General features: G+C 44.8%; 16 protein-coding genes. All 16 read right to left on the minus strand.

Annotated features, from left to right (window positions below; genetic code table 11):
* Window positions 1-155 precede the first annotated feature (155 nt).
* Window positions 156-1,514 (minus strand): alkaline phosphatase family protein, encoded by a 1,359-nt coding sequence (locus tag E0E36_RS24510; RefSeq protein ID WP_130858152.1) that lies wholly within the window; start codon window positions 1,512-1,514, stop codon window positions 156-158.
* Window positions 1,515-1,519: 5 nt separating this feature from the next.
* The gene (eboE, locus tag E0E36_RS24515) at window positions 1,520-2,722 is read right to left on the minus strand and encodes a metabolite traffic protein EboE (protein ID WP_165447068.1); all 1,203 of its coding nucleotides are present in this window, start codon (window positions 2,720-2,722) and stop codon (window positions 1,520-1,522) included.
* Between the two features lie 10 nt (window positions 2,723-2,732).
* Window positions 2,733-3,923, minus strand: a complete 1,191-nt coding sequence (locus E0E36_RS24520; protein ID WP_130858154.1) for a 3-dehydroquinate synthase — start codon at window positions 3,921-3,923, stop codon at window positions 2,733-2,735.
* Window positions 3,924-3,936: 13 nt separating this feature from the next.
* A complete protein-coding gene (eboC, locus tag E0E36_RS24525) occupies window positions 3,937-4,821 on the minus strand; it encodes a UbiA-like protein EboC (RefSeq protein ID WP_130858155.1) in 885 nt (294 codons plus the stop codon).
* Between the two features lies 1 nt (window position 4,822).
* Window positions 4,823-5,809 carry a TatD family hydrolase gene (locus E0E36_RS24530; protein WP_130858156.1) on the minus strand — a complete coding sequence of 329 codons (987 nt, stop codon included), beginning with the start codon at window positions 5,807-5,809 and terminating at the stop codon, window positions 4,823-4,825.
* Between the two features lie 13 nt (window positions 5,810-5,822).
* On the minus strand, window positions 5,823-6,533 hold the full coding sequence (locus tag E0E36_RS24535) for an EboA domain-containing protein (RefSeq protein ID WP_130858157.1): 711 nt from the start codon (window positions 6,531-6,533) through the stop codon (window positions 5,823-5,825).
* A gap of 11 nt (window positions 6,534-6,544) precedes the next feature.
* Window positions 6,545-6,916 (minus strand): transmembrane 220 family protein, encoded by a 372-nt coding sequence (locus E0E36_RS24540; protein ID WP_013663763.1) that lies wholly within the window; start codon window positions 6,914-6,916, stop codon window positions 6,545-6,547.
* Between the two features lie 11 nt (window positions 6,917-6,927).
* Complete coding sequence (locus E0E36_RS24545) at window positions 6,928-7,713, minus strand: 3-keto-disaccharide hydrolase (RefSeq protein WP_130858158.1); 786 nt, start codon at window positions 7,711-7,713, stop codon at window positions 6,928-6,930.
* A 24-nt stretch (window positions 7,714-7,737) separates the two neighbouring features.
* On the minus strand, window positions 7,738-8,901 hold the full coding sequence (locus tag E0E36_RS24550) for a Gfo/Idh/MocA family protein (protein ID WP_130858159.1): 1,164 nt from the start codon (window positions 8,899-8,901) through the stop codon (window positions 7,738-7,740).
* Window positions 8,902-8,926: 25 nt separating this feature from the next.
* A complete protein-coding gene (locus E0E36_RS24555; RefSeq protein WP_130858160.1) occupies window positions 8,927-9,973 on the minus strand; it encodes a TIM barrel protein in 1,047 nt (348 codons plus the stop codon).
* Between the two features lie 34 nt (window positions 9,974-10,007).
* Window positions 10,008-11,222: a cupin domain-containing protein gene (locus E0E36_RS24560; RefSeq protein ID WP_130858161.1), complete on the minus strand. Its 1,215-nt coding sequence runs from the start codon at window positions 11,220-11,222 to the stop codon at window positions 10,008-10,010.
* Between the two features lie 19 nt (window positions 11,223-11,241).
* Complete coding sequence (locus E0E36_RS24565; RefSeq protein ID WP_242627388.1) at window positions 11,242-12,324, minus strand: aldose 1-epimerase family protein; 1,083 nt, start codon at window positions 12,322-12,324, stop codon at window positions 11,242-11,244.
* The gene (locus E0E36_RS24570) at window positions 12,321-15,017 is read right to left on the minus strand and encodes a c-type cytochrome (protein WP_130858162.1); all 2,697 of its coding nucleotides are present in this window, start codon (window positions 15,015-15,017) and stop codon (window positions 12,321-12,323) included. The genes E0E36_RS24565 and E0E36_RS24570 overlap by 4 nt, the downstream gene beginning before the upstream one ends.
* Before the next feature lie 202 nt (window positions 15,018-15,219).
* Window positions 15,220-15,375 (minus strand): hypothetical protein, encoded by a 156-nt coding sequence (locus E0E36_RS27855; RefSeq protein WP_165447069.1) that lies wholly within the window; start codon window positions 15,373-15,375, stop codon window positions 15,220-15,222.
* A gap of 143 nt (window positions 15,376-15,518) precedes the next feature.
* Window positions 15,519-16,997 carry a RagB/SusD family nutrient uptake outer membrane protein gene (locus E0E36_RS24575; protein ID WP_130858163.1) on the minus strand — a complete coding sequence of 493 codons (1,479 nt, stop codon included), beginning with the start codon at window positions 16,995-16,997 and terminating at the stop codon, window positions 15,519-15,521.
* A 34-nt stretch (window positions 16,998-17,031) separates the two neighbouring features.
* Entirely contained in the window at window positions 17,032-20,502 is a 3,471-nt protein-coding gene (locus E0E36_RS24580) for a TonB-dependent receptor (protein WP_130858164.1), read from the minus strand.
* Window positions 20,503-20,648: the final 146 nt, after the last annotated feature.

The following is a 20,648-nucleotide window of genomic DNA, read 5'->3' on the forward strand; positions in this document are numbered from 1 at the left end:
GGTTCTGCCTGTCATTCATCTAAAGTTAGGGCAGCAGATGGAGCTTTTTTATCCAAAGATATATCGCACGTTTTATTCCCATTTCTTCTCTTTATTCTTTAGAGTACAAACTAACGATCGTTCATCACTACCTAACTAGTTCCCTACTCAACTCTTTAACTACTCAACGCCTCCCACATAACTCGATAAACGTCTATAGCGGTCAATTCACCCGTATTTTGCTTCGTTGCGTCACTCATGATTACCGGATAATAAGCGGGATCGATTGCCAGGCTACCATGCGAACCTTTAACAAGGGTTGCGTCTAAAGGGATCACATCCATCACATAGCGGAGACCCAGTTTTTTCCGCAGCAGTTTATAAAAAGCTCGTCCTTTAGATGTCATAAAGAGCTCCACCGGATCATAGCCGGGTTTTTTATGAATATCTACAGCGCGGGCATAATCCGGTGCCTTTTTATCATCTAACCAAAAATAATAAGTAAACCAACTCTGTGCATCCGCCATTAGCAAGAGGTCGCCCGACCGCTCATGCTGTATATGATAAGCCTGTTGCGCATCCCGATCCAGTATTAATTTCACCCCTTCAAGTTGCGCTAACAATTGTTGGATCATCGGAATTTTACGCTTATCCTGTACATAAATATGAGCAACTTGATGATCAGCTACAGCAAATGCCGCCGAAGCCCCGGGATCGAGCAGTTCCAAACCGCGTTCTACCCTAACTTGCAACAAACCCTCCTTCCGCAATAATCGATTCACATGGATTGGCCGATTAACGGGACAAATTCCGTACTCCGATAAAATAATAATTCGCGCCTGTTGTTCCTGATAATAATGGACCAGCTGTTGCACAACGCGATCAATTTCCATTAGACTCTGCCTTATTTCGGAGGCATGAGGGCCATATTTTTGTAAACCGTAATCCAAATGCGGCAAGTATATAAAGCTTAAAGTCGGATCAAAACGTTTATCCGTAAGCATGGCGGCGTCGGCTATCCATTGGGTTGACTTAATATTTGCACCGGGACCCCAAAATTGAAACAAAGGAAATTGCCCTAGACGATGTTGTAAATAATCTCTCAGCTCGGCAGGCCGACTATAACAATCGGGAATTTTCCGTCCATCGGCCAGATAATTTGGTCGAGGCGTAACCGAGTAGTCTGCCTGCGAGTACATATTATACCAACCGAACAATTGCGCGCATGTAAAGTCAGGATCTAGCTCCTTCGCTTTTTCCCAAATCTTGTCGCTTAACACCAATTTATTCGATTGTTTCCAAAATTTTACTTCACAATCGATCCGATCATACCAGCCGTTTCCTACAATCCCATGTTCCTTGGGCCACTTGCCTGTTAGATAGGTGGATTGCACCGACGTTGTTACCGCCGGCAACATCGGCGCAATACGTTGCAATCCATGTTCCGCGGCATAAGCTTGTAAAAACGGGGTGTGCTCCCCTATCAGCGAACTTGATAAGCCAACCACATCCAGTACAACGGTCTTATGTAACATCTCCATTAAATAATTTGATCCTTGACCCAGTTAATCTCCCTAGCTACCGAGCTTACCAAAGGCATTTTCAATGCTTGCGGTAAGACTTCCCAGGTATAGGTTTCGACCTCAATATAATCGCTCAATTTTGCTGATCGCTGCAAACTTAAAATTTGCCGCACATCGTTTTGTGTAGAAGCAATATTTCCATAATTATCTATAAACAAAGGTACGTGAAAGTGCGCCCGCCACTCTTCCACATCAGGGTTGTCCACATCCAAGAGTGCATCGGGTAAATCACGATATCGGATCAAACCGTTCCCGGTGGTTTTTGCAATCACCTGATGGAGGTAGGTATCTTCATTAAATGCATTAAACACTTCCTTTAGCTGGTTCCTATCTCCCGTTAGGGGTGACATGGAGGCTTTAATGGCCGCGCTGGCCTGTATTTTCCCAATTTGTATGCCTTCACTTCTAATGGCTTCTATTATCTCCTCGTGTTGTTCATAACCCACAGCGAAGTGGCAGACATCGTAACATAGCTGAATGTAACGCTTCAGTATCCCTGCTGCTTCCACATCAGATAGATGATGAGCAGCGGAAAGCAAGCGGCTACCGGTAGGGATTAAGTCGTTTATATACCAATCCAAAAACTCGTCTCCATTTTCCAAAAGGCCATCCGGTTCGGGTTCGATATCCAAATGCAAGTGTATACCTTTTTCCTGCTCAATCTGTCGGAGATAGATCGCCACAGCGACGATGTTTTGGGTCGCTACGTTTCGCCTTTCCTGACAATTGTGCGGTTCCCAATGCCTATAGCTTAATGGAGAGGTTGATATGCTCCCATGCATTCCTTCCGGCAACAACACAGCCAAGATATCAAAGAGTCGTTTTGTATAACTTAAACGTTCATTGGTAGTCCAATCCGGTTGGTGTACCAAGTCTTTCACGCTGGTTTGGTGGAAAGCACCGTAGGGGAACCCATTCATAGTAAATACGTAAAGCTGTTCTTGCTTTAGCCAGTCTTTAAAGGCTGCCAGCTCCGCTGGCTGAATCAATGTTCGACTGGCCTCTTCCGAAACGCGGAGCCCTATCCCCATCCGTTGTAGCGGAGCTACTTGCTCTTTAATCGCCGGAAGAAATGTCTGTAACACTTTAAAGTGTGCCGACCAACTTTCGCCGGCATGTATATTCGTACAATAAGTTAAATGTCCATTTGCTGTATACATAATTTCAAATTTAATCTGGAAGCGAAACCAATTTCCTTTGTTGTTGAGCTTCATCTAACTTCTTTAAACGTGCAAGCGCTTCCCTAATCCGATCGTGATCCATTTCATGTACCTCCAGACCTACACCCACCGCACGTAGCAGCATAATGGTCAGTTTACCTCCTAAATGTTCTCTAAACTCTTCCAAACCGTCGAGTAAATCGGATATGACCCTTTCATCTTTTAATAGTTGATGGAAAATAGGTAATTCATAAGCTTGCAGTACACGCAGTATTTCCTTGTAATCACATTCATTTAAATATCCCTGTAAAAAAGAATACGTTGTATCCAGTGCAATACCAATGGCAACAGCTTCGCCATGCAATATTTGAAAGTCACTCAGCTGTTCTATTTTATGCGCACTCCAGTGCCCAAAGTCTAGGGGACGTGAAGATCCCAGTTCAAAAGGATCGCCACTCGCGATGTGGTCCATATGTAATTGCGCACTTCTCCAGATCAAATATTTCATGGTATCAGCATTTCGCTTTAGAATACCATCCACCTGATCACGCAGCCATTCAAAGAAAGTTGCATCTTTGATAAGCGCTACTTTAATCGCTTCAGCAATCCCGGCAACCCAATGCCGATCGCTCAATGTTTCTAATAATTGATAGTCATTAAAAACAGTAATCGGTGGTGCAAAGGTTCCGAGGAAGTTTTTCTTACCGAAAAAATTGATTCCATTCTTTATGCCGACCCCTGAATCGTCTTGAGACAGCACGGTGGTGGGTATGCGGATGTGTTTGATCCCTCGGTGCGAAACAGCCGCGGCATAACCGGCCACATCCAATACACTTCCGCCACCAATAGCAACCACAAATGAATGGCGATCGACTTTATGCCGATGGATAGCTTCAACAATTTGATTAAAGTAATACGGACTATTCTTCACCACCTCGCCACCCGGGAGGATTATTTTTTCTTTCACAAGCGCTAAATGTACCTGCCGCTGAAAGTACACATCGATTTGCTCGAGGAGGCCCGGATGAGCAAGGCTCAGCTCCTCGTCTATTACAAAAAGTAATTGACGAACCAAACCAGGCTTTAGGTAAGGCGCTAGCGCATCCCTAAATAAAGAATTATCGATTGAAAAGATATTTTCACTAAAGTATACCTCGTACTGAAAGGTCACTGTCAAATGCTGCTTTAAAATGTGTTTCATGCGATAGTTTTGTTTAAGTAACCGCGAAAAATCGCGCAATGCAAATCGAAAGGGGCAATAGTAACAAGATGATTCCGGTTAAGACGAAGGCACTGCTAGCCATTGCCCAAGCGGCGTTCACGACGATCAAGCCGATGATACCCGCTTTTACCGCTTTACCAACGTTTCCTGCATCGGCATCTAGCATGGCTCGAAACAAGGGAGGATAGATGACGATCACCAACACAACCAAACAGGATAGGGTATAAGCAAAGGAATGATGGATATATGCAAATAAGCCAATAGCCGCAATCACGAGCGTATATGCACCGGTGGCTATCATAGCGTTGGATTTCCGACCTCCATGAACTTCCCCGCTACTAATCAAGGTGATTGCGGCAATATAAACGATGGGCACGAGCGATATGTATCCCATAGCTAACAGGTTGTGGGAAGCAATCGCTATTCCCAGCAAAAGATTAGCCCCTCGGCAAAGTCCCATCACCAGTGGGCCAAACAGCCGGTGATGTTTTGCCCATTTATTATAAAGAAGTGCTGCGCATACAATGAAGCCCGCAATCGTACCCGCTGCAATATTGACCGTACAAGCAGCTAAAAGTCCGAATACAAAGAAAAGACTTCCAAACAGCGCAGCCTGTCTAACAGAGACCTTTCCGCTGGGTATAGGTCTTTCGGAACGTTCGAATCGATCGATTGCCGCATCAAAAACATCATTGAAAACAATTCCACCACCATACAAGCCGATCGTTGCCATGCAGAGCCACAGGATATCCGTCTCGCCAATGCCGACGGCATCGCTGGAGGCTGTCGACAAAGCTATCCCGGCCAGTACATCACTTATAGCGGTTAAAATGTTTGCCGGTCGCAACAACCGTAGGTAGTATTTTATTTTTCCCATATCAGCTAATGATGATCGATGACTTGTCTATCCGTGGTTGCTGCCCTCCGCGGAGCACACTATTACCCGCAAACTTTTCGCGTTGGTCTACCTTTGCTTTCACGACGAAATCCTGCGGATCAAGTTGACCGCTCCGGGCGAAAGCCGTTATGGCATTTTGATAAGTTACCAGGCGAATTTCTTCATCACTGATTCCTTTCGCTTTCATGAGCGCCGCGGTTTTTGGAACCGCTAGGGGGTCACTAATCCCCCAATCCGCGGCCGAATTAATCATGATACGCGCTGCTCCATATCTTTTCACCAATTCTACCATGCGCTCGTTGCCCATCTTCGTAAAAGGGTAAATCGTAAAAGCTGCCCAAAAGCCCCTGCTCAGGACCTCTTCAACAGTTTCCTCGTTATTGTGATCGATAATGAGTTGATCAGGGGCCAACCCATGCTCTAAAGCAATTTCCATACTCCGAAGCGTACCTCGTTTTTTATCGCGGTGAGGTGTATGAACCTGCACCGGTAACCTTGCCTTTTTCGCCAGTTCCAGTTGCAGGCGGTAATAATGCTCCTCCGCAGCTGTTTGATCGTCAAAACCGATTTCGCCAATACCCACCACCCCCTCTTTATGTAAAAACAAAGGCAATAATTCCATTACTTGCGCCGCCAAAGCGGTATTATTCGCCTCTTTGGCGTTTAATCCAATCGTACAATAATGTTTAATCCCAAATTGCGACGCTCGGAATCGCTCCCATCCGATCAAACTACTATAGTAATCCTTAAAGGTATGCGCGCTGGTTCGGGGTTGACCTAACCAAAAGGCCGGTTCAATAATGGCAACAATACCTGCATCCGCCATCGCCTGATAATCGTCGGTTGTACGGGATGTCATATGGATATGCGGATCAAAGAAATTCATCTCTTTTACCGTTTCCAACAAGTCGACACTTAAAGGGGATACAGCATCTTCCCCATTTATAAACAATTGGTTTCCACACATAAGTTTTACGCTACTAATTCATGTTAAAAGAATAGTTCTTTTCGCTCAAACTGAGCAATTCCCGCACAGGGAGGCTTACAGTCCTACCCGCCGCCTCACGTTCCGCTACATAATCTAAAAGCGCCGAAATAAGCGGTTCATTCATACGTGCATATATTCCGACTATATACGCTAACTGCATGTCATTAAAGATTGCTTTCAAGATGAGTTGATTCCATGCGGCATTATCCAGATAGAAAAAGGGATAGGGGTTGTCATACATAATAGCCTCATGTACAAGTCCAATATTCATCCGAATTCCTTCCACACAGACCGATTTCCAATGATCAGGGTATTCCAAAACGATCAGCGAACTATATAAGGCAACCATTTCGGATATATCGGCATAATCAAATAAATGATTTAACACCTGGACATAATCAGCTTCCATCAAGTCTCTTAAATTTAGCAGTAGTAACATACGCGCTAATCGATGCGTATCCCAGGCACGCATCTGAAAACCCGGCGCGATCAACTGCAAGGCTTCGCGATCCGCGTCCAATAATTCAACCGCCTTTTTCGGTAATATTCTACTCAGCGATGAAAAGGTACCATAAATATGATCGGAACTCATCTTCACCTTACCAAGCTGTTCCTCCAGCCACTTCCAATCATTGATTTCAAAGTTTAATTGCCCAATGCGATAAGCTAACCCATTAAGCTGGCTTTTAGTTTCTTCGTTCATATCTTGCTAGATCAGGCACTTACATAATAATTCAATCCCAATGCGGTACTGATAATCAGTAGCCCAAAAAATTCCCGCGTTTTTTCAATGTAGGGTTTCGTGGCCTGCATACTTTCCACGATGCTCTGCCGCTTATATTTGGTAAACCAATCCAGCACCCCATCCTTCACAAAAAAGAGAATAGAGGCGTAGGCGAGGTAAAATCCGATGGCCCCTAAATAGACTATATGGAAGTACCTATTCAATACGGCAAGTCCGCAGAGCACCGCTGCTAACACATAAATGGGAACCCATAACCAAGAGTCTTTGTCGTTTAAATTGAAATAAGCAAAGAGTAAGAACGACAAAAAGAAAATAATATTCAGTATCTGTAACCACCACATAATCAATAGTTTTAGTGCAGTATTTTCAATTTCATATCCCTAAATTCCACCCTCATTGGCGGACCAACGTGAATCTGAACACCGATGAAGCCTGCATCGCGGCGATTTTTACCGTCATTGTCAAGCACTTCACTCATCAAAACACCATTGATATAATGTTGCAAGCTATTTCCTTTTGCGACGATCCGACAGGTATTCCAATCGTTTGCTTTAATCGCTGCCCGAAGCTTCGCGTCTTCACCAAGGGTGCCTTTTACCATCAATCCTGTCCAGGCATTGTTCTTTACTTCACCACCATTAGCATCCGGGACTTCAACGACCTGTCCACGATAAGCGAGTGTGGTCCGTTTACGCTCTTCATAAAGTTGCCCGGTATAGTTATTTTTCCCATCTATATCGGCTTGATATCCCTTTAAGGCAAATGGCGTATCCTCAAGCTGTTCGCTCCGATAATTTATTCCACTATTACCGGCGTCCGAAATTTTATACTGCAAAGTCAAGTCGAAATCCGCGGGTTGCCCTCCCTTCCATATCAAGAAGGTATTCCGCTTCAAGGGTTCGTCAGTGGCCTTACGTTCACCTATTATTTTTCCGTCTTCTACCCGCCAATAGCTCGTATCACCTTCCCATCCCCTAAGTGTCTGACCATCAAACATAAGCACGTATTCGCCGTCTGCCGACGCCTGATGGCTATTGTTGCTTTCGCTGGTGGATTGACTGCAAGCGCCGAACGGCAGTATAAGCAGTAAACAAGCGATTAAGTCTCGCTCGAAGCGCTTCTTTATTATTTTTTCCATAATCTATTTAGATTTTCAGATCAATTATTGTGTTTCCGCTGCCCATACCACATCCGTCTGCTGCCATTGGCCGGACGAGGCAGAATGAAGGACGGCTTCGCAGACCTTTTGCGTTTCTAAGGCATCCCGAAAGCTTGGTGCACAAGCTTGTCCGCTCTCCAGACTATGCAGAAAGTCTGCTACCTGATGTACAAAAGAATGCTCATAGCCTATTGAAAGGCCGGGAACCCACCATTTATCCATATAAGGTTGATCGCCATCGGTAACGAGAATCGATCGCCATCCCCTTAGCTCCGACTCATCCCGGTGGTTAAAGTAATCCAATCGGTTCAAGTCATGCAGATCCCATTTTAATGAGCCGTGCTCCCCATTAATCTCAAAGGTGTACAATGCTTTATGACCACGGGCGTAGCGTGTCGACTCAAAAAGTCCAAGAGAGCCATTTTCAAAATGGCAATGAAAAATACAGGCATCATCAATTTTTACATCCTGCAGCCGTCCCGTCTCCTCATGCATTCGTTGTTTAACAAAAGTTTCCGTTACAGCCGATACATCCTTGATAGCACCATTTAACCACATCGCCGTATCGATGCAATGTGCCAATAAATCGCCTGTGACTCCTGAGCCGGCGGCGTTTGCATCCATACGCCAGAAAGCTTTTCCTCCCTGTGGAAGATGCTCATTAATCGTCCAATCTTGCAGAAAATTAGCGCGATAATGAAAAATACGACCTAATTTGCCGCTATCAACGATCTTTTTTGCCAGCGTAACAGCCGGTATTCTGCGGTAATTATACCACACGGTGTTTTTTACCCTTGCCTGTTCAATGGCCTTAACCATGGATGCTGCCTCTGGCAACGTTCGGGCCAATGGCTTTTCACATAAAATCATTTTCCCTGCTTTAGCCGCGGCAATTGCTATTTCGGCGTGCATATTATTGGGCGTACAGATATCAATCGCGTCAATATCATCGCGGGCTATTAACCTATTCCAATCCGTTTCGTAAGACTCATACCCCCATTGTTGGGCAAAAGCGGCTACTTTTTCTTTATTTCTTGCACAAACAGCTTTTAAAATTGGCCGGTAACTAAGTTCGGGGAAAAAATCGCCCACTCTCTTGTAGCCATTTGTATGCGTTCTTCCCATAAAACCGCATCCAACCAAACCTATTCTAATTTCTTTCGTCATGATCTTTCTATGTTTAGTAAACACCTTATTCAGCTGCGTACCAGCCATGTCGCTCCCTTACCTGAACCATAGCCCTTAAGATATCATCCCAAGTATCTTGTTTTTCCATAACCGTATTGGGAAACATGCAGCCATCCCAACAGATGTGGTTAAAAGCTTTTGTTAATTCACCATGACTATCTCTTAACCAAAACCCGGCATCCGTAGCGATATCAAGCTTTCCATTAGGATCACTCGCTAGGCAATGGCGTCCGGTCTTATCGTGCGAGCCGGATCCGAAAACGGTGCCATCGTTCTGCGCCACATGAAAATCAATTGTCCAGGGTCTTAACTGTTCAGTCAGTTCGCGTAAGCCCGCCTGAAAGGTTCCTCGATCGCTCCATTCAAAATCTGTCGGCAAGATGCGATCTTCCGGACTGTTATACCCTAGCAAGTATAAAAGTGTATGCGCCATATCTGCCTGAAAACCGATATTAGGCCTATTTACCTGTTCCAAGGTATCTAACATCACCCGCCAGCTATGCATCCCTCCCCAACATATTTCGCCCTCTGCCGCAAGCCTTTCTCCGAAACCTTCGGCAACATCACAAGCCTCGCGAAAGGTTTGTGCTATCAGTTTGCTATTTGCCACTGGATTTTTTAGCCACTCATTTACACTGGAAGCCGAATCAATGCGGATTACATTATTCGTCCTGATTCCTAATTTTCGCAGTTTTTCACCGAAACGGCAGGCCCTGCGTACCACATCCACGAAGCGCCTTCTCTCCTCCGCATATCCCATTGCTGCTCCGCCCGAAGGGTGCCAAACCGGCGCTACCAAGGTGCCGATTACCAGGTCGAGTGTCCCTACTTTATCCACCAATTGTTTGATTTCGTCATCAGAAGCGTCCATCCGAATATGCTCGTCGAAAAGCCCCAAATCTATACCGTCGAACTTAACACCATCCACCACCGCTGTTGCCGTCCGTTCCAGCAGCGTATCCAGCGAAATGATTGGTTCAGCTCCTTCACCTTTTCCAACAACACCGGGCCAGGTAGCATTATGTAGTTTGGGAAAATTGTTCTTCTTCATAATTTGATTGTTTTACAATGAATTTGGATTTTGCCTAAAAGTTGGTTTTATCTAAATCAGGATTAGCAGGACCGAAGTGTTTCAATAAGACCATCGGATCAACACGTGAATAATTGCTGATGGTAACACCATTTACTGCAGCCTTTTCCGATACGAAAAACTCATCATTAGTAAGCTGGTTGTACCGAATGAGCGCCGGAGTTTCAACCTCCCAAATACCTAGCTTTCCACGGCCTTGCATCATAATCAATCCGTAGGCGGCGCCATCATATATCGTCACCGTTTGGCCTGGCAGAATGGTCAGTTCCTTCGCGCTAAAGGCGTCAGACTTATAACATATCCATTTTTCCTCATAACCCATTTCTCTCATCTCCGCCATTGATTTTACCGGCACAGGACGCATGAAGCGATTTTTCATCATATGGGGATCTACGTTCAACTCCCAATCGATCACATCCAGCAATTCGTCAAAATCGCCGATACGCTCTTTGGGCGTACCATTCCATAATAGCTCTTCGGGTATAACGGCCTCGTTGACGAGCGATTGGTACATCGCAAAGACATCCGAAGCTTTCTGCGGCTCATAAGTACATAAACTGCCCGGTGCGTGAAGCAAACCGGGTGGGACGTCCCACCCCGTACCAGGCTCCAAGCGGAATGCTTGTGAAAAATTGGTAATCTTATTATCGCCTTTTGAAAAATTCATCAAACAAGTTTTTATTTGATCCTTCGTTGTACCGGGCGCGATTCCCATAAACGTATAAGGGAAGTCGCCCCCATGATTATTCAGCTGTGGCGGAAAATAATAGGCTTCCGGTTTGCCCTGTTGACCGATGAGTGCTGCTTTCTCATCATTATGATGGATATGATGTGGAAGTGGGCCCATATTGTCAAAAAATTTGGAATACATCGGCCAGCTTTTGTAAGCATCCCATAGACGTTGACCGATTAATTCGCCTTTGAGTAGTTCAACAGCATCACGGAGCAGGGCCTTTTGCACGGTAGAACCCTCTTCATACACAATAAAGCTTAAGCCCTCGTGCTCGCCTGTTAATGGGCCATTTTTAGCGGGTGTCGTGGATGAGAGCCAGCGTTCGTCAATACCCCCTCGTTCGCCACCCAATATGTAGTAATCGTCCGGATGTAATTTAATACGCCTACCGGGTACACAGAAAGATCGGGGCACCCAATTGGGTGCTAATCTTAATATCCCCCCTCCCTGTTCCATTGCTTTTTGAATAATATTCATCCTATCTTTATTTAAAAGTTTACAATTCGTCTGTATACGTTGAAAGCAGCTTTTCAATAGCCGCCTGTTGGCTGATCACGTCAAGCGTTAGCGTGTAACCACGCGATTCGCCCGGTTTCAATAAAATCAATTGCTGCTGCGCTCTCGCTTTATGTTGACCAATCGGCGGATGCGTACCCGGCTCCAAGCCGGTAACGTATTCGCCCCGCCCCCAATGCTGCCAGTTTGTTAGCCAAGGAAGCTGGCTTTTTTGAAAGGATAAGGAAACAGCCAAGCCGAGGTGCTCGTTATACACACCACATTGGCATTTCCCGTTCGGATCACTCTTGACGTCGATAAAGGCAGCCTCTTCCCCTTGTCCGTTATGGATCGACAAAGGCGCGCTACATTTTTTGAAAGCTTTACCTTCCTTAAAGAGTTTATTTTTTGCTCCCGTCTCTCGTGCTTCCCAGCTCCCATGCCATAACAGTCGGCTTCCTTCGTCCACTAAAGGCCAACCGAAATTGAAGTGATAGAGTAGCATATGAGGTACGGCCGTATTCCCGTAATTGGTAATACGATCATCGATATAGATTGCGGGCTTTCCCAACACAGCCCGGATCGTCCTTTTTAGCTCAAGATTAGGCCCTAGCGGGTGCCCTTGTCTGATGATTCCCGTCATAGACATCGTAGGTTCAGCATCACGCAGATCCGGTTGGATAACAGCGATTATTTCAGCAGGTGAATTACTGATTTGATCGTGTAAACCGCGTGCACCAAAATCATCCTGCTCGGGCCCACCTGTATGAGTAAGCCCACAGGTTACTAATAAACCACCTCCAAAAGTTCGCAGCCAATCGGTACCGCGATCTGCAAATGGTTGTGCCTTCATGACGCCTAAGCGACTTAACCAGGATAGGCTATGCTGATTAAAGAAGGCCTCCGCGATGTCCATTGCCCGATCGATGACGACCTTAAACCGCAAGCCTGCGCCGGTATTAATCCAAGCAATACGGGTTCCCGCCCCAAGGCCATTATCCAACACCGAGGTTTCTATCCCACCCAGTTGACTGGGATTAGTGACTTTTTCTAACCAGTTACCTCTTTGCTTGTCATCCATCATTTAGCTTTCTTGGGTTTGAACAATTCACTTTCGGCATTTCCCCCCGACTTCAGGTAGGCCATCAGGTCTTTAAGTTCCGCTGGATTTAATACATTGATCGTACCCGGAGGCATCATGGAAACTTCTGCTATCTTGCTAGCCATCACACTTTTCTTAGGGATTTGCTTTAAGACCTGTGGTGCATAAGGGTTTTGCGAAACATAATAATTCTCTTCGTCCTCATTTTTAAGTCGGCCTAAAATAGAACTGCCATCTTTCAGCGTAAAGACCGTGGAGGCATACTGATCTGAAATAACCTTATTGGGTTCGATAACTGATTCCAAAATGTCCTTCATGGTAAAACGTGTACCCAGCTGCGTTAAGTCGGGCCCGATAGAACCACCCTCACCCCGTACCGTATGGCATGATTTACAACGAATCGCGGCAAATAGCGCTGCCCCTCTTTTAAAATCACGATCGCCTGAGTCTTTTTCGACAATCGGCAGGGCATCCTCCATCTTCCAATTTTTACCCGGACCCTTTGGTCCTTCCCCCTCAAAAGCCAAGGAAGTGCCGGTAGCACTCAAAAGCGAATCGCCGGATAATTTATTATAATGGACGTATTCACTTTTCCCAACCTTTTGTAAGGCCCGTTTTCGCGCTCTGTCCAAAAAGCCGATATAGCTATTGCCTCCTTTATATCCAAAGGCATCGTAAAACCATTTAAAGTATACCTCGCGCAGTTGCGTTGTCCACCCGCTTTCTGCCACACTCAATACGGTAGCAAAATAGATTTGCTGTGCAGGTGGCATTTTGGCCAACATATTGGCAATATCCAAGCCATATTGTGGGTTCCGCAAAATCAGGTCGGAAGACTGTGTAACGGTTTCTCGACCGGCCGTGTCATCTTTAGCCGTATATAACAAAGGAACGGTTTTCTCTACTACATCTTTGGCATCAAGGGCGACCAAGATCTTGCTTAATTGTTGATTTAACGCATTATTCCCCGAAGGATACAAACTTCCGATCTGCTGTATAATCACCTCCTTGTCCTGCCTTTTAGGAATACCTAAGCGCGCGATCGTCAGTTCATAAGCTCTAAGCAAATTTTGCTGCATGACCAATGGCAAACTGGCAATCTCAACCGTTGCCATTTTTTTCAGCATGCTGCTTTGTAATGCCGGCTCACCCGTTCGCGCCAAAGCGATCATCGCCTCTGTTAAGGTCGTTACATTTCTTTCACGCAGGGCTAAGTCTATCCAGCTTGCCACCGGTTGATGCTCAATGGCTATCCGGGCTGCATAACGTATAAAACGGTCTTTATATTTAAGATAGGGCCAAAGCTTAGCAGCCGTACCGGGAGCAGCGGCATGGTGATACTGCTCTAATTCTTTCCGAAGCTTGTGCAGATAGCTTGTCTGAGCCTGGTTTTCTTTTGTTTTATCGAGGTTTATTTTTTTGAAGTCCTTATAGTAGACCCGATAAAGATCTGATTCCAGTTTTCTTCCACCTGTTAAAAAATACAAGGCACCATCCGGGCCGATTTCACCGTCGGTCAAGGCGAGCGGTGAGCCGGAAATGAACTCCTCTGCTTTGGCTTGATAGCTTGCCCCTTTTGCCCCAAGCTGTATGCTATAAATCATACCAAAACTCCAATCAAAAGCCAGCAGGCTATTTCGGTACTTTTCAGGGAATCGGGCATTATAAGCGAACATCAGATTCGTTGGTGATCCTTGTCCGATATTTAACAGCGCCGGTAAGTTATCGGGATAGTACGCCGGCCACTTATCATTGCCCTTTCGCCAACCAAATTCAGCGCCACTGGTTACATGGCAAATTCGCGTCGGACGATACCAAGGCATTCCAAAGTCCCATTCCATATCCGAATCATAAGTAAAGAGCTCTCCCTCCCGATTAAAAGCAATATCAAAAGGATTTCGGAAACCGGAACTAATCAGTTCCCACTGCGAACCCACGGAATCTGTTTTGGCAATCCATCCACCCTTATCATAGCTATCCGCATCGTGCCCTTGAGGGTCTAAAATCATACGGAAGAGATTATCCCTTTGCCAAGTGGGTGGTAATTTGTAGTGATCCATTTGCGGGAGATCGGTAAAATTGCCAGCCACTACATAGATGGATGTACTATCAGGGCCTAAGACAACGCTGTGCGGTCCATGTTCACCCGCCCCTTCCAATGCGACCAATTGAGTAATTTTGTCAAACTGGTCGTTATTGTCTGTGTCCTGGAGGCGATATAAACCGCTACCCTTTGAAAACTCGTCATTTGCTTTATGATTCACCATAACATACAGGCTGTTATGTGCCCATAAAAGTCCCTGAGCGAAACCCATTCCGATCGTTTTATCAGTAGTATCCTTCCCGGATCCCTCCACTTTAGGAAAGTCAAGTTTTTGGATTACCGGTTTCACCGTTGAATCCGAACCGATAGGCGGTAATTCGATACGATAGAGAGAACCAAACTGATCGGATGTGATCATTCGTCCCTTCTGGTCGAATGTCATAGCCACCCAAGAGCCCAATTCATTGTCTGAAGGGCTATAAATATGTTCTGCCACAAAATCAGGTGGCAAAACGATTTTTTTTACTTTAGGGTCTACTTCTATTATTTTTTCCGGTTCTTCGCGACAGCCAACAAAGATCAACGATATGATCAGTGCCAGCCATAACACGTTACGCTTATATGATTGCATATACGATTTCTTGAATTGTTTTAGAATAATACATTAAAGGCAGGGCTACTGCATTTAGCATCTAAAGGATGTTTATGTTTATTAATCGTTTTTATTGATTGTTCTTATTGATTGTTCTTTATGCTTGATCATAAAGAACCAAACAACCGAGAAGCTTGCTTCGAGCTCATGAATACCCTTTAAAACAAACACAAATGAATAATCAAGGCTGTCCAGTTCTCGCTAAAAATTCCGTTCCCCGTACACCGTTCTGCGGAGCCGCTCCCGCTCTCAATTCCATCCCTTCGCTTTTTCGCAGAACGTTTTTTCCGATCCTTCTAACTGAATTTTCTTTACGCTCATCCTGGAAGGCCATCATTCCCTATTCGCCATCCCGGCATAATCGTTCAGAAATGCTTGAATGACCTTGAAGAATATCGTAGCAACGAGCAACAAAACATTAGTCCATCACTCATTTTAGCAAAAAGAAAAAAATCCATTTTGCGGTGCCTGATTAAACGATTACCATCCCGGATTCTGTTCAAATCCATTTAACCGAATTTCACGCTCGGGAATTGGGTATAAAAGCATATATTCCTGTATGTTATAGGAGGCCTTGCTTAAACGAGATAGTCGCTGCTTTTCTTCGATTCCGTGTTGCGTTATCACTTCGATCGCTTTAGCCGTTCGAAGTAATTGAAACCATCGATGATTTTCAAAAGCAACCTCTACCCTTTGTTCGTGCGCAATCGCGTCACGAAGTTCCGTCTGGCTTAAACCCGACAGTGGTTGTAAGCCGGCTCTTGTACGTACCTGATTTAGATAAGGGGAAGGATCTCCTCCCTGTTCGTTTATCGCTTCTGCCAGCATGAGTAACACGTAAGCGTAGCGGTATATAGGCCAATTTTCATTAGCGCGACCGTCTTCCAAGAAAGGTGGATGATAGTATTTTTTAATAAAGGGGATTTTGCCACCAAAAGCTACCGCTTCTTGAAATGACGCATTGGACGGATCGTCAAATAATTGAATAGAGGCATCTCTACGAATGTCGCCGTTTTCATAAGCGTTCCATATACTTGGCGTGGGGATGTTTGTTCCTCCCAGTTTCCCGGGAAAGCCGGTGAGCTGCATCTTCCCGTTGTTGGGGCCAAATATGAAAATAAAATTGCCTGCCTCAGTTTGTAATGCAGCATCGTATTGAATAGAGAAGACATCTTCCGCATTATTCTTTGTTGCAGGATTAAAATTATCCGCATAATTAGGTAACAAAGAATAGTTTAAGGTTGTTACTTGGGTTAAAGTGGACGCGGCCAGCTCATATTCTTTCCTCGTTAGGTAGATCTCCCCCAATAGGGTTAGCGCAGCGCCTTTTGTTGCGCGACCAATTTCTGCACCGCTATACGACTCGGGTAAACTTGCCACGGCTCCTTGCACATCGCTTATAATCTGCTCATAAACCTGTTCAATCGCTGCGCGTCCTTCTGAAAAGGCCTTTTCGGGTTCGGCAACTTCATGAATCAATAAAGGCACCTTGCCAAAAAGACGAACTAAGTAAAAATATTGTAGGGCCCTTAGAAACTTCGTTTCTCCAATATATCTATTTTTTAACGTTTCATCCGCAAAAGGCACGGCATCTACCCGATCCAATATAACGTTGGTTTGTTGAATATTATCGTATAAAATTCGCCAACACGTGTTGACATAATTATTGGTTGAAGTAATCATGAATTCATCAATCTCCTCGCGTTGCTGTGCCCCCCGATCTGTTTCGTCGAACTGATAGTTGGTATTATCTGCGCGCATTTCGGTCAGCGCCCAGAAATCACTTGTATATAAAGTCTGTAAGGATGCATATGCTCCATTTACAGCTCTTAAAATCTGTCCCTCCGTTTGATAATAATTCTGATCACTTGAAAATGAGTAAGGTTCTACGTCCAGTAGATTCTTACAGGATGCACTAAGCAATAGCAAACATCCTACTATATAGATTCTGATCTTCATGAGAATAATTTTCTTTTAATGTCTGTGTTTAAGCTTAAAAGGATAAATTCGCACCCAAGGTAAATATGCGTGGGACGGGATAATTGGAATAATCTATACCCGGTACCAAGGCCCCTGTATCATCCCGATTGTAATTCGTCCCTTCCGGATTACCGCTGTATCCGGTAAATAAGAAAGCGTTTTGAACCGTACCATAGAGGCGCACCTGCTGAATAAATTTATTTTTCCCGATCCCATTGGGCAAAGTGTAGCCCAACGTAATGTTTCTTATCCAAGCATAATCGGTTTTTTCCACTGAATACGAATGCGTATCACGAAACATAACACGACCACGACCAGTTCCATTAGTGGTAGGCACCCGTCCGCTACCTGGCTGCTCCGGCGATCGCCATCGATCGGCAATTTCTTTTCTAACATTAAAGACACCATCGATATTGCCGGTGTAAAAGTTCGTTGCTCGCAGCATTTCAGCACCTACAGATCCTACTACTAATACCCGAAAATCAAACTGTTTGTATTTTAACGTGTTGGTAACACCCCATGTAAAGTCGGGATAGGGATTTCCAATGACGTCAAAATCTTCTACCGGCGTGATCTGCCCATCGCCATTCACATCCTTAAAGCGCATATTACCCGGTATGGCCCCCGGGAAAGACGGATATCGCTCCAAATCTGCTTCATTTTGATAGATTCCTTCTACCACATAACCAAATAGCATACCTACCGGACTGCCAATTTTTGTGATATTGGTCGGGTTGCCCTCGCTGCTGGTACCGGAATAAATCGGATCGCTGCTTCGGCCTAATGCAAGCACCTTATTACGATTGAAAGACACATTAATATTCGTGCTCCAACTGAAATGGTCTTTTGCAATGTTCACGGAATTAATGCCCAGCTCAAGACCTTGGTTCAGCACATCGCCTCTATTTTCCGTAACGGTACTGAAACCTGACGATTCAGGAATCTCAACATTTAACAATAGGTCTTGTGTATTGCGATGGTAATAATCTACACTGAAAGTCAAGCGATTATCGAATCCTACGAAATCGATACCCGTATTCAATTCCCGCATTTTTTCCCAGCCTAAATTTGGATTCCCTAAAGTATTCATCACACGTCCGCTCGCCAAAGTGCCATTAAATACATAATCATTCGTTCCGATATTACTCATATAGGAGTAATTTCCAATATTAAAGTTTCCTGTAAAACCGTATGATGCACGTACTTTAAGCTCATTCAACCAAGGCACATCTTTTAAGAAATTTTCATTCGAAATTCGCCATCCTAAGGCCAAAGAAGGGAAGATACCCCAGCGATTATTCGAACCAAAGCGTGATGAACCATCGCTCCGTACCGTTGCGGTTACCAAATACTTATCCAAATACGCATAATTTGCCCTGGCGAGATATGATATCAAAGACCAATCACTTTTATCCGTCCCACCGGTTATACGAGCAGCAGCGTTTAGGGTTTCGATATCATCATCGGGGAACTGATTTCCTGTAAAATCGGCCGATTGATTTTTCTGAGACTGAACGCTAAAACCAACAAGCGCAGTCAATGAATGTCCATTGTCGGTACTGAGGTCGTAATTCAAGGTATTTTCATTCAACCAGTTTAAGTATTTCGATTGTATATAGCGTCCGCTCGGTACCGAAGGAGGGGCGGCATTTTGGTTTCCTAAGATCGACGGGCGGAAATATTCGCTGTTTCCGTCCTCATAATCAACATTAAAAGTTGTTTTGAACCGCAAATTTTTTAATATGCTATACTCAGCATAGGTATTCATTAACAGCTTAATTCGACTCGCTTTATTGGTGGTCTCATTCAGCACCATTACCGGATTGGGTACGCCGAAGGTTCCCGGGGATTGGATATAAGCATTATAACTGCCGTCCGGATTGTATACGGATGGAATGGGGCTTGCAATATCAAAACCTTCGTCGCGGCCCTGACCTCTCACGCCTCCCCGTGTATAGGTCAAAGAAGGCGACACATTCAATCCAACTTTAAACCGATCCGATAAATTGGCATCGACATTGGTACGAAGTGAAAACCGGTCGAACCCCGTATTCAGCATCACCCCTTCCTGATTAAAGTAGCCTGCCGAAATATAGGTTTTGATCTTCTCTGTACCGCCCGAAACGCTTAAGTTAAGGTCAGTCATGGGGGCCACACGCGTGACCTCATCAAACCAGTTTGTTCCCTCTCCAATTAATTCAGGATTTCGATAGATTTCCGGTACATCTTCCAATGTTGGTTCACGACCTTCTTCAAAGCGAATTTTATCCATAATCGCCTCCTTGCGCCATTGAGCGAACTCCTGTCCATTCATTAAATCCGGGCGCCCGGTTTGCGGTACTTCCTGAAGACCTGTACTTGCCGATAACTGGATATTCGGCTTTCCACTCGAACCCCGTTTTGTTGTAATAATGATGACACCATTCGCGCCTCGAGAACCATAAATGGCAGTTGCCGAAGCATCTTTTAGGACCGTCATCGATGCAATGTCTTGTGGATTCAGTGCACTCATTGGGTTAGACTGCTGTCCGGAAGACGAAGGGATTGGAAAACCGTCAATAACATATAAAGGCTCGCTACCGGCACCAATGGCACCAATTCCCCTTACTTGTATTCGGGGTCCTCCACCAGGTGTACCATTTGAGGTGCTTACATTAACACCGGAAACCTGCCCCGTAAGTGCTTGGTCCGGACTTGATATGGCTTGCCCACGCACATTTTCCATCGATATAGGAGCCACTGACCCGGTAACATCTCGACGTTGCTGGCTACCATAGCCAACAACAACCACTTCTTCCAGTCCTTCAAATGAGGCGTCCAGCACGACGTCGATTCGAGCCTCTTCTCCTACTTGCATCTCTTTCTCCTGAAAGCCAATAGCACGGAATACCAATGCTTGTCCGGGGTTGACTTTGATCTGATAAACGCCATCCGTGTTGGTTGATGTACCTTTTGTGGAACCTTTAATAAGCACCGATACACTTGGAATCGGCATCCCCGAGGAGTCTGTGACGGTACCCGAAACAGTATGCTCTTGCTGTTGCAATAACTGCTCCGGTTCGTTGTTAACAAGTCGCTTCTGAAGGACGATTAATTTATCTTTGATTTGAAAGCTACAGGGTTGGTCTTTGAAAATATAGTTCAAGGCCGTTTCAACACTGACATTCTGCAATGAGACATTAAGCGGCTTCATTAACTCGATATCATTTTTTCTGTAAAAGAACGTATAGCCTGTTTGCTGTTCAATATTGACCAGCAATTGCGCTACCGTAGCGTTTTTTTGATTTAGACTAACCTTTTGTGCCAAAATCGTTTCAGCAACTGTCGTTTGCAAACAGGCGGTGGTTAATACCGCTAGCCACATATTCATGAAAAAAAGATTTTTTAGGTATTCTAACCAGCGCCTATCTTTTAATAAAGTATCCTTCGCGCTGATGCACAGACTGCACAGATACAGTCTTTTGTCAAATTGATTAATTTGCATAATTTTGCAAGGTTTGTGGTTTATCTTGGTTAAAGAATATAGCTCATCACGCTATGCCTAATTGACTCAGATTTACCCTCATTGAGACCGATAGTGCTCGCAACACTATCGGTTTATTTATGTAAATCCGCTTTGTGATTTTATAC

Origin of the sequence: Olivibacter jilunii (assembly GCF_900607235.1) — a bacterium.
Taxonomy (GTDB): Bacteria; Bacteroidota; Bacteroidia; order Sphingobacteriales; family Sphingobacteriaceae; genus Olivibacter; species Olivibacter oleidegradans.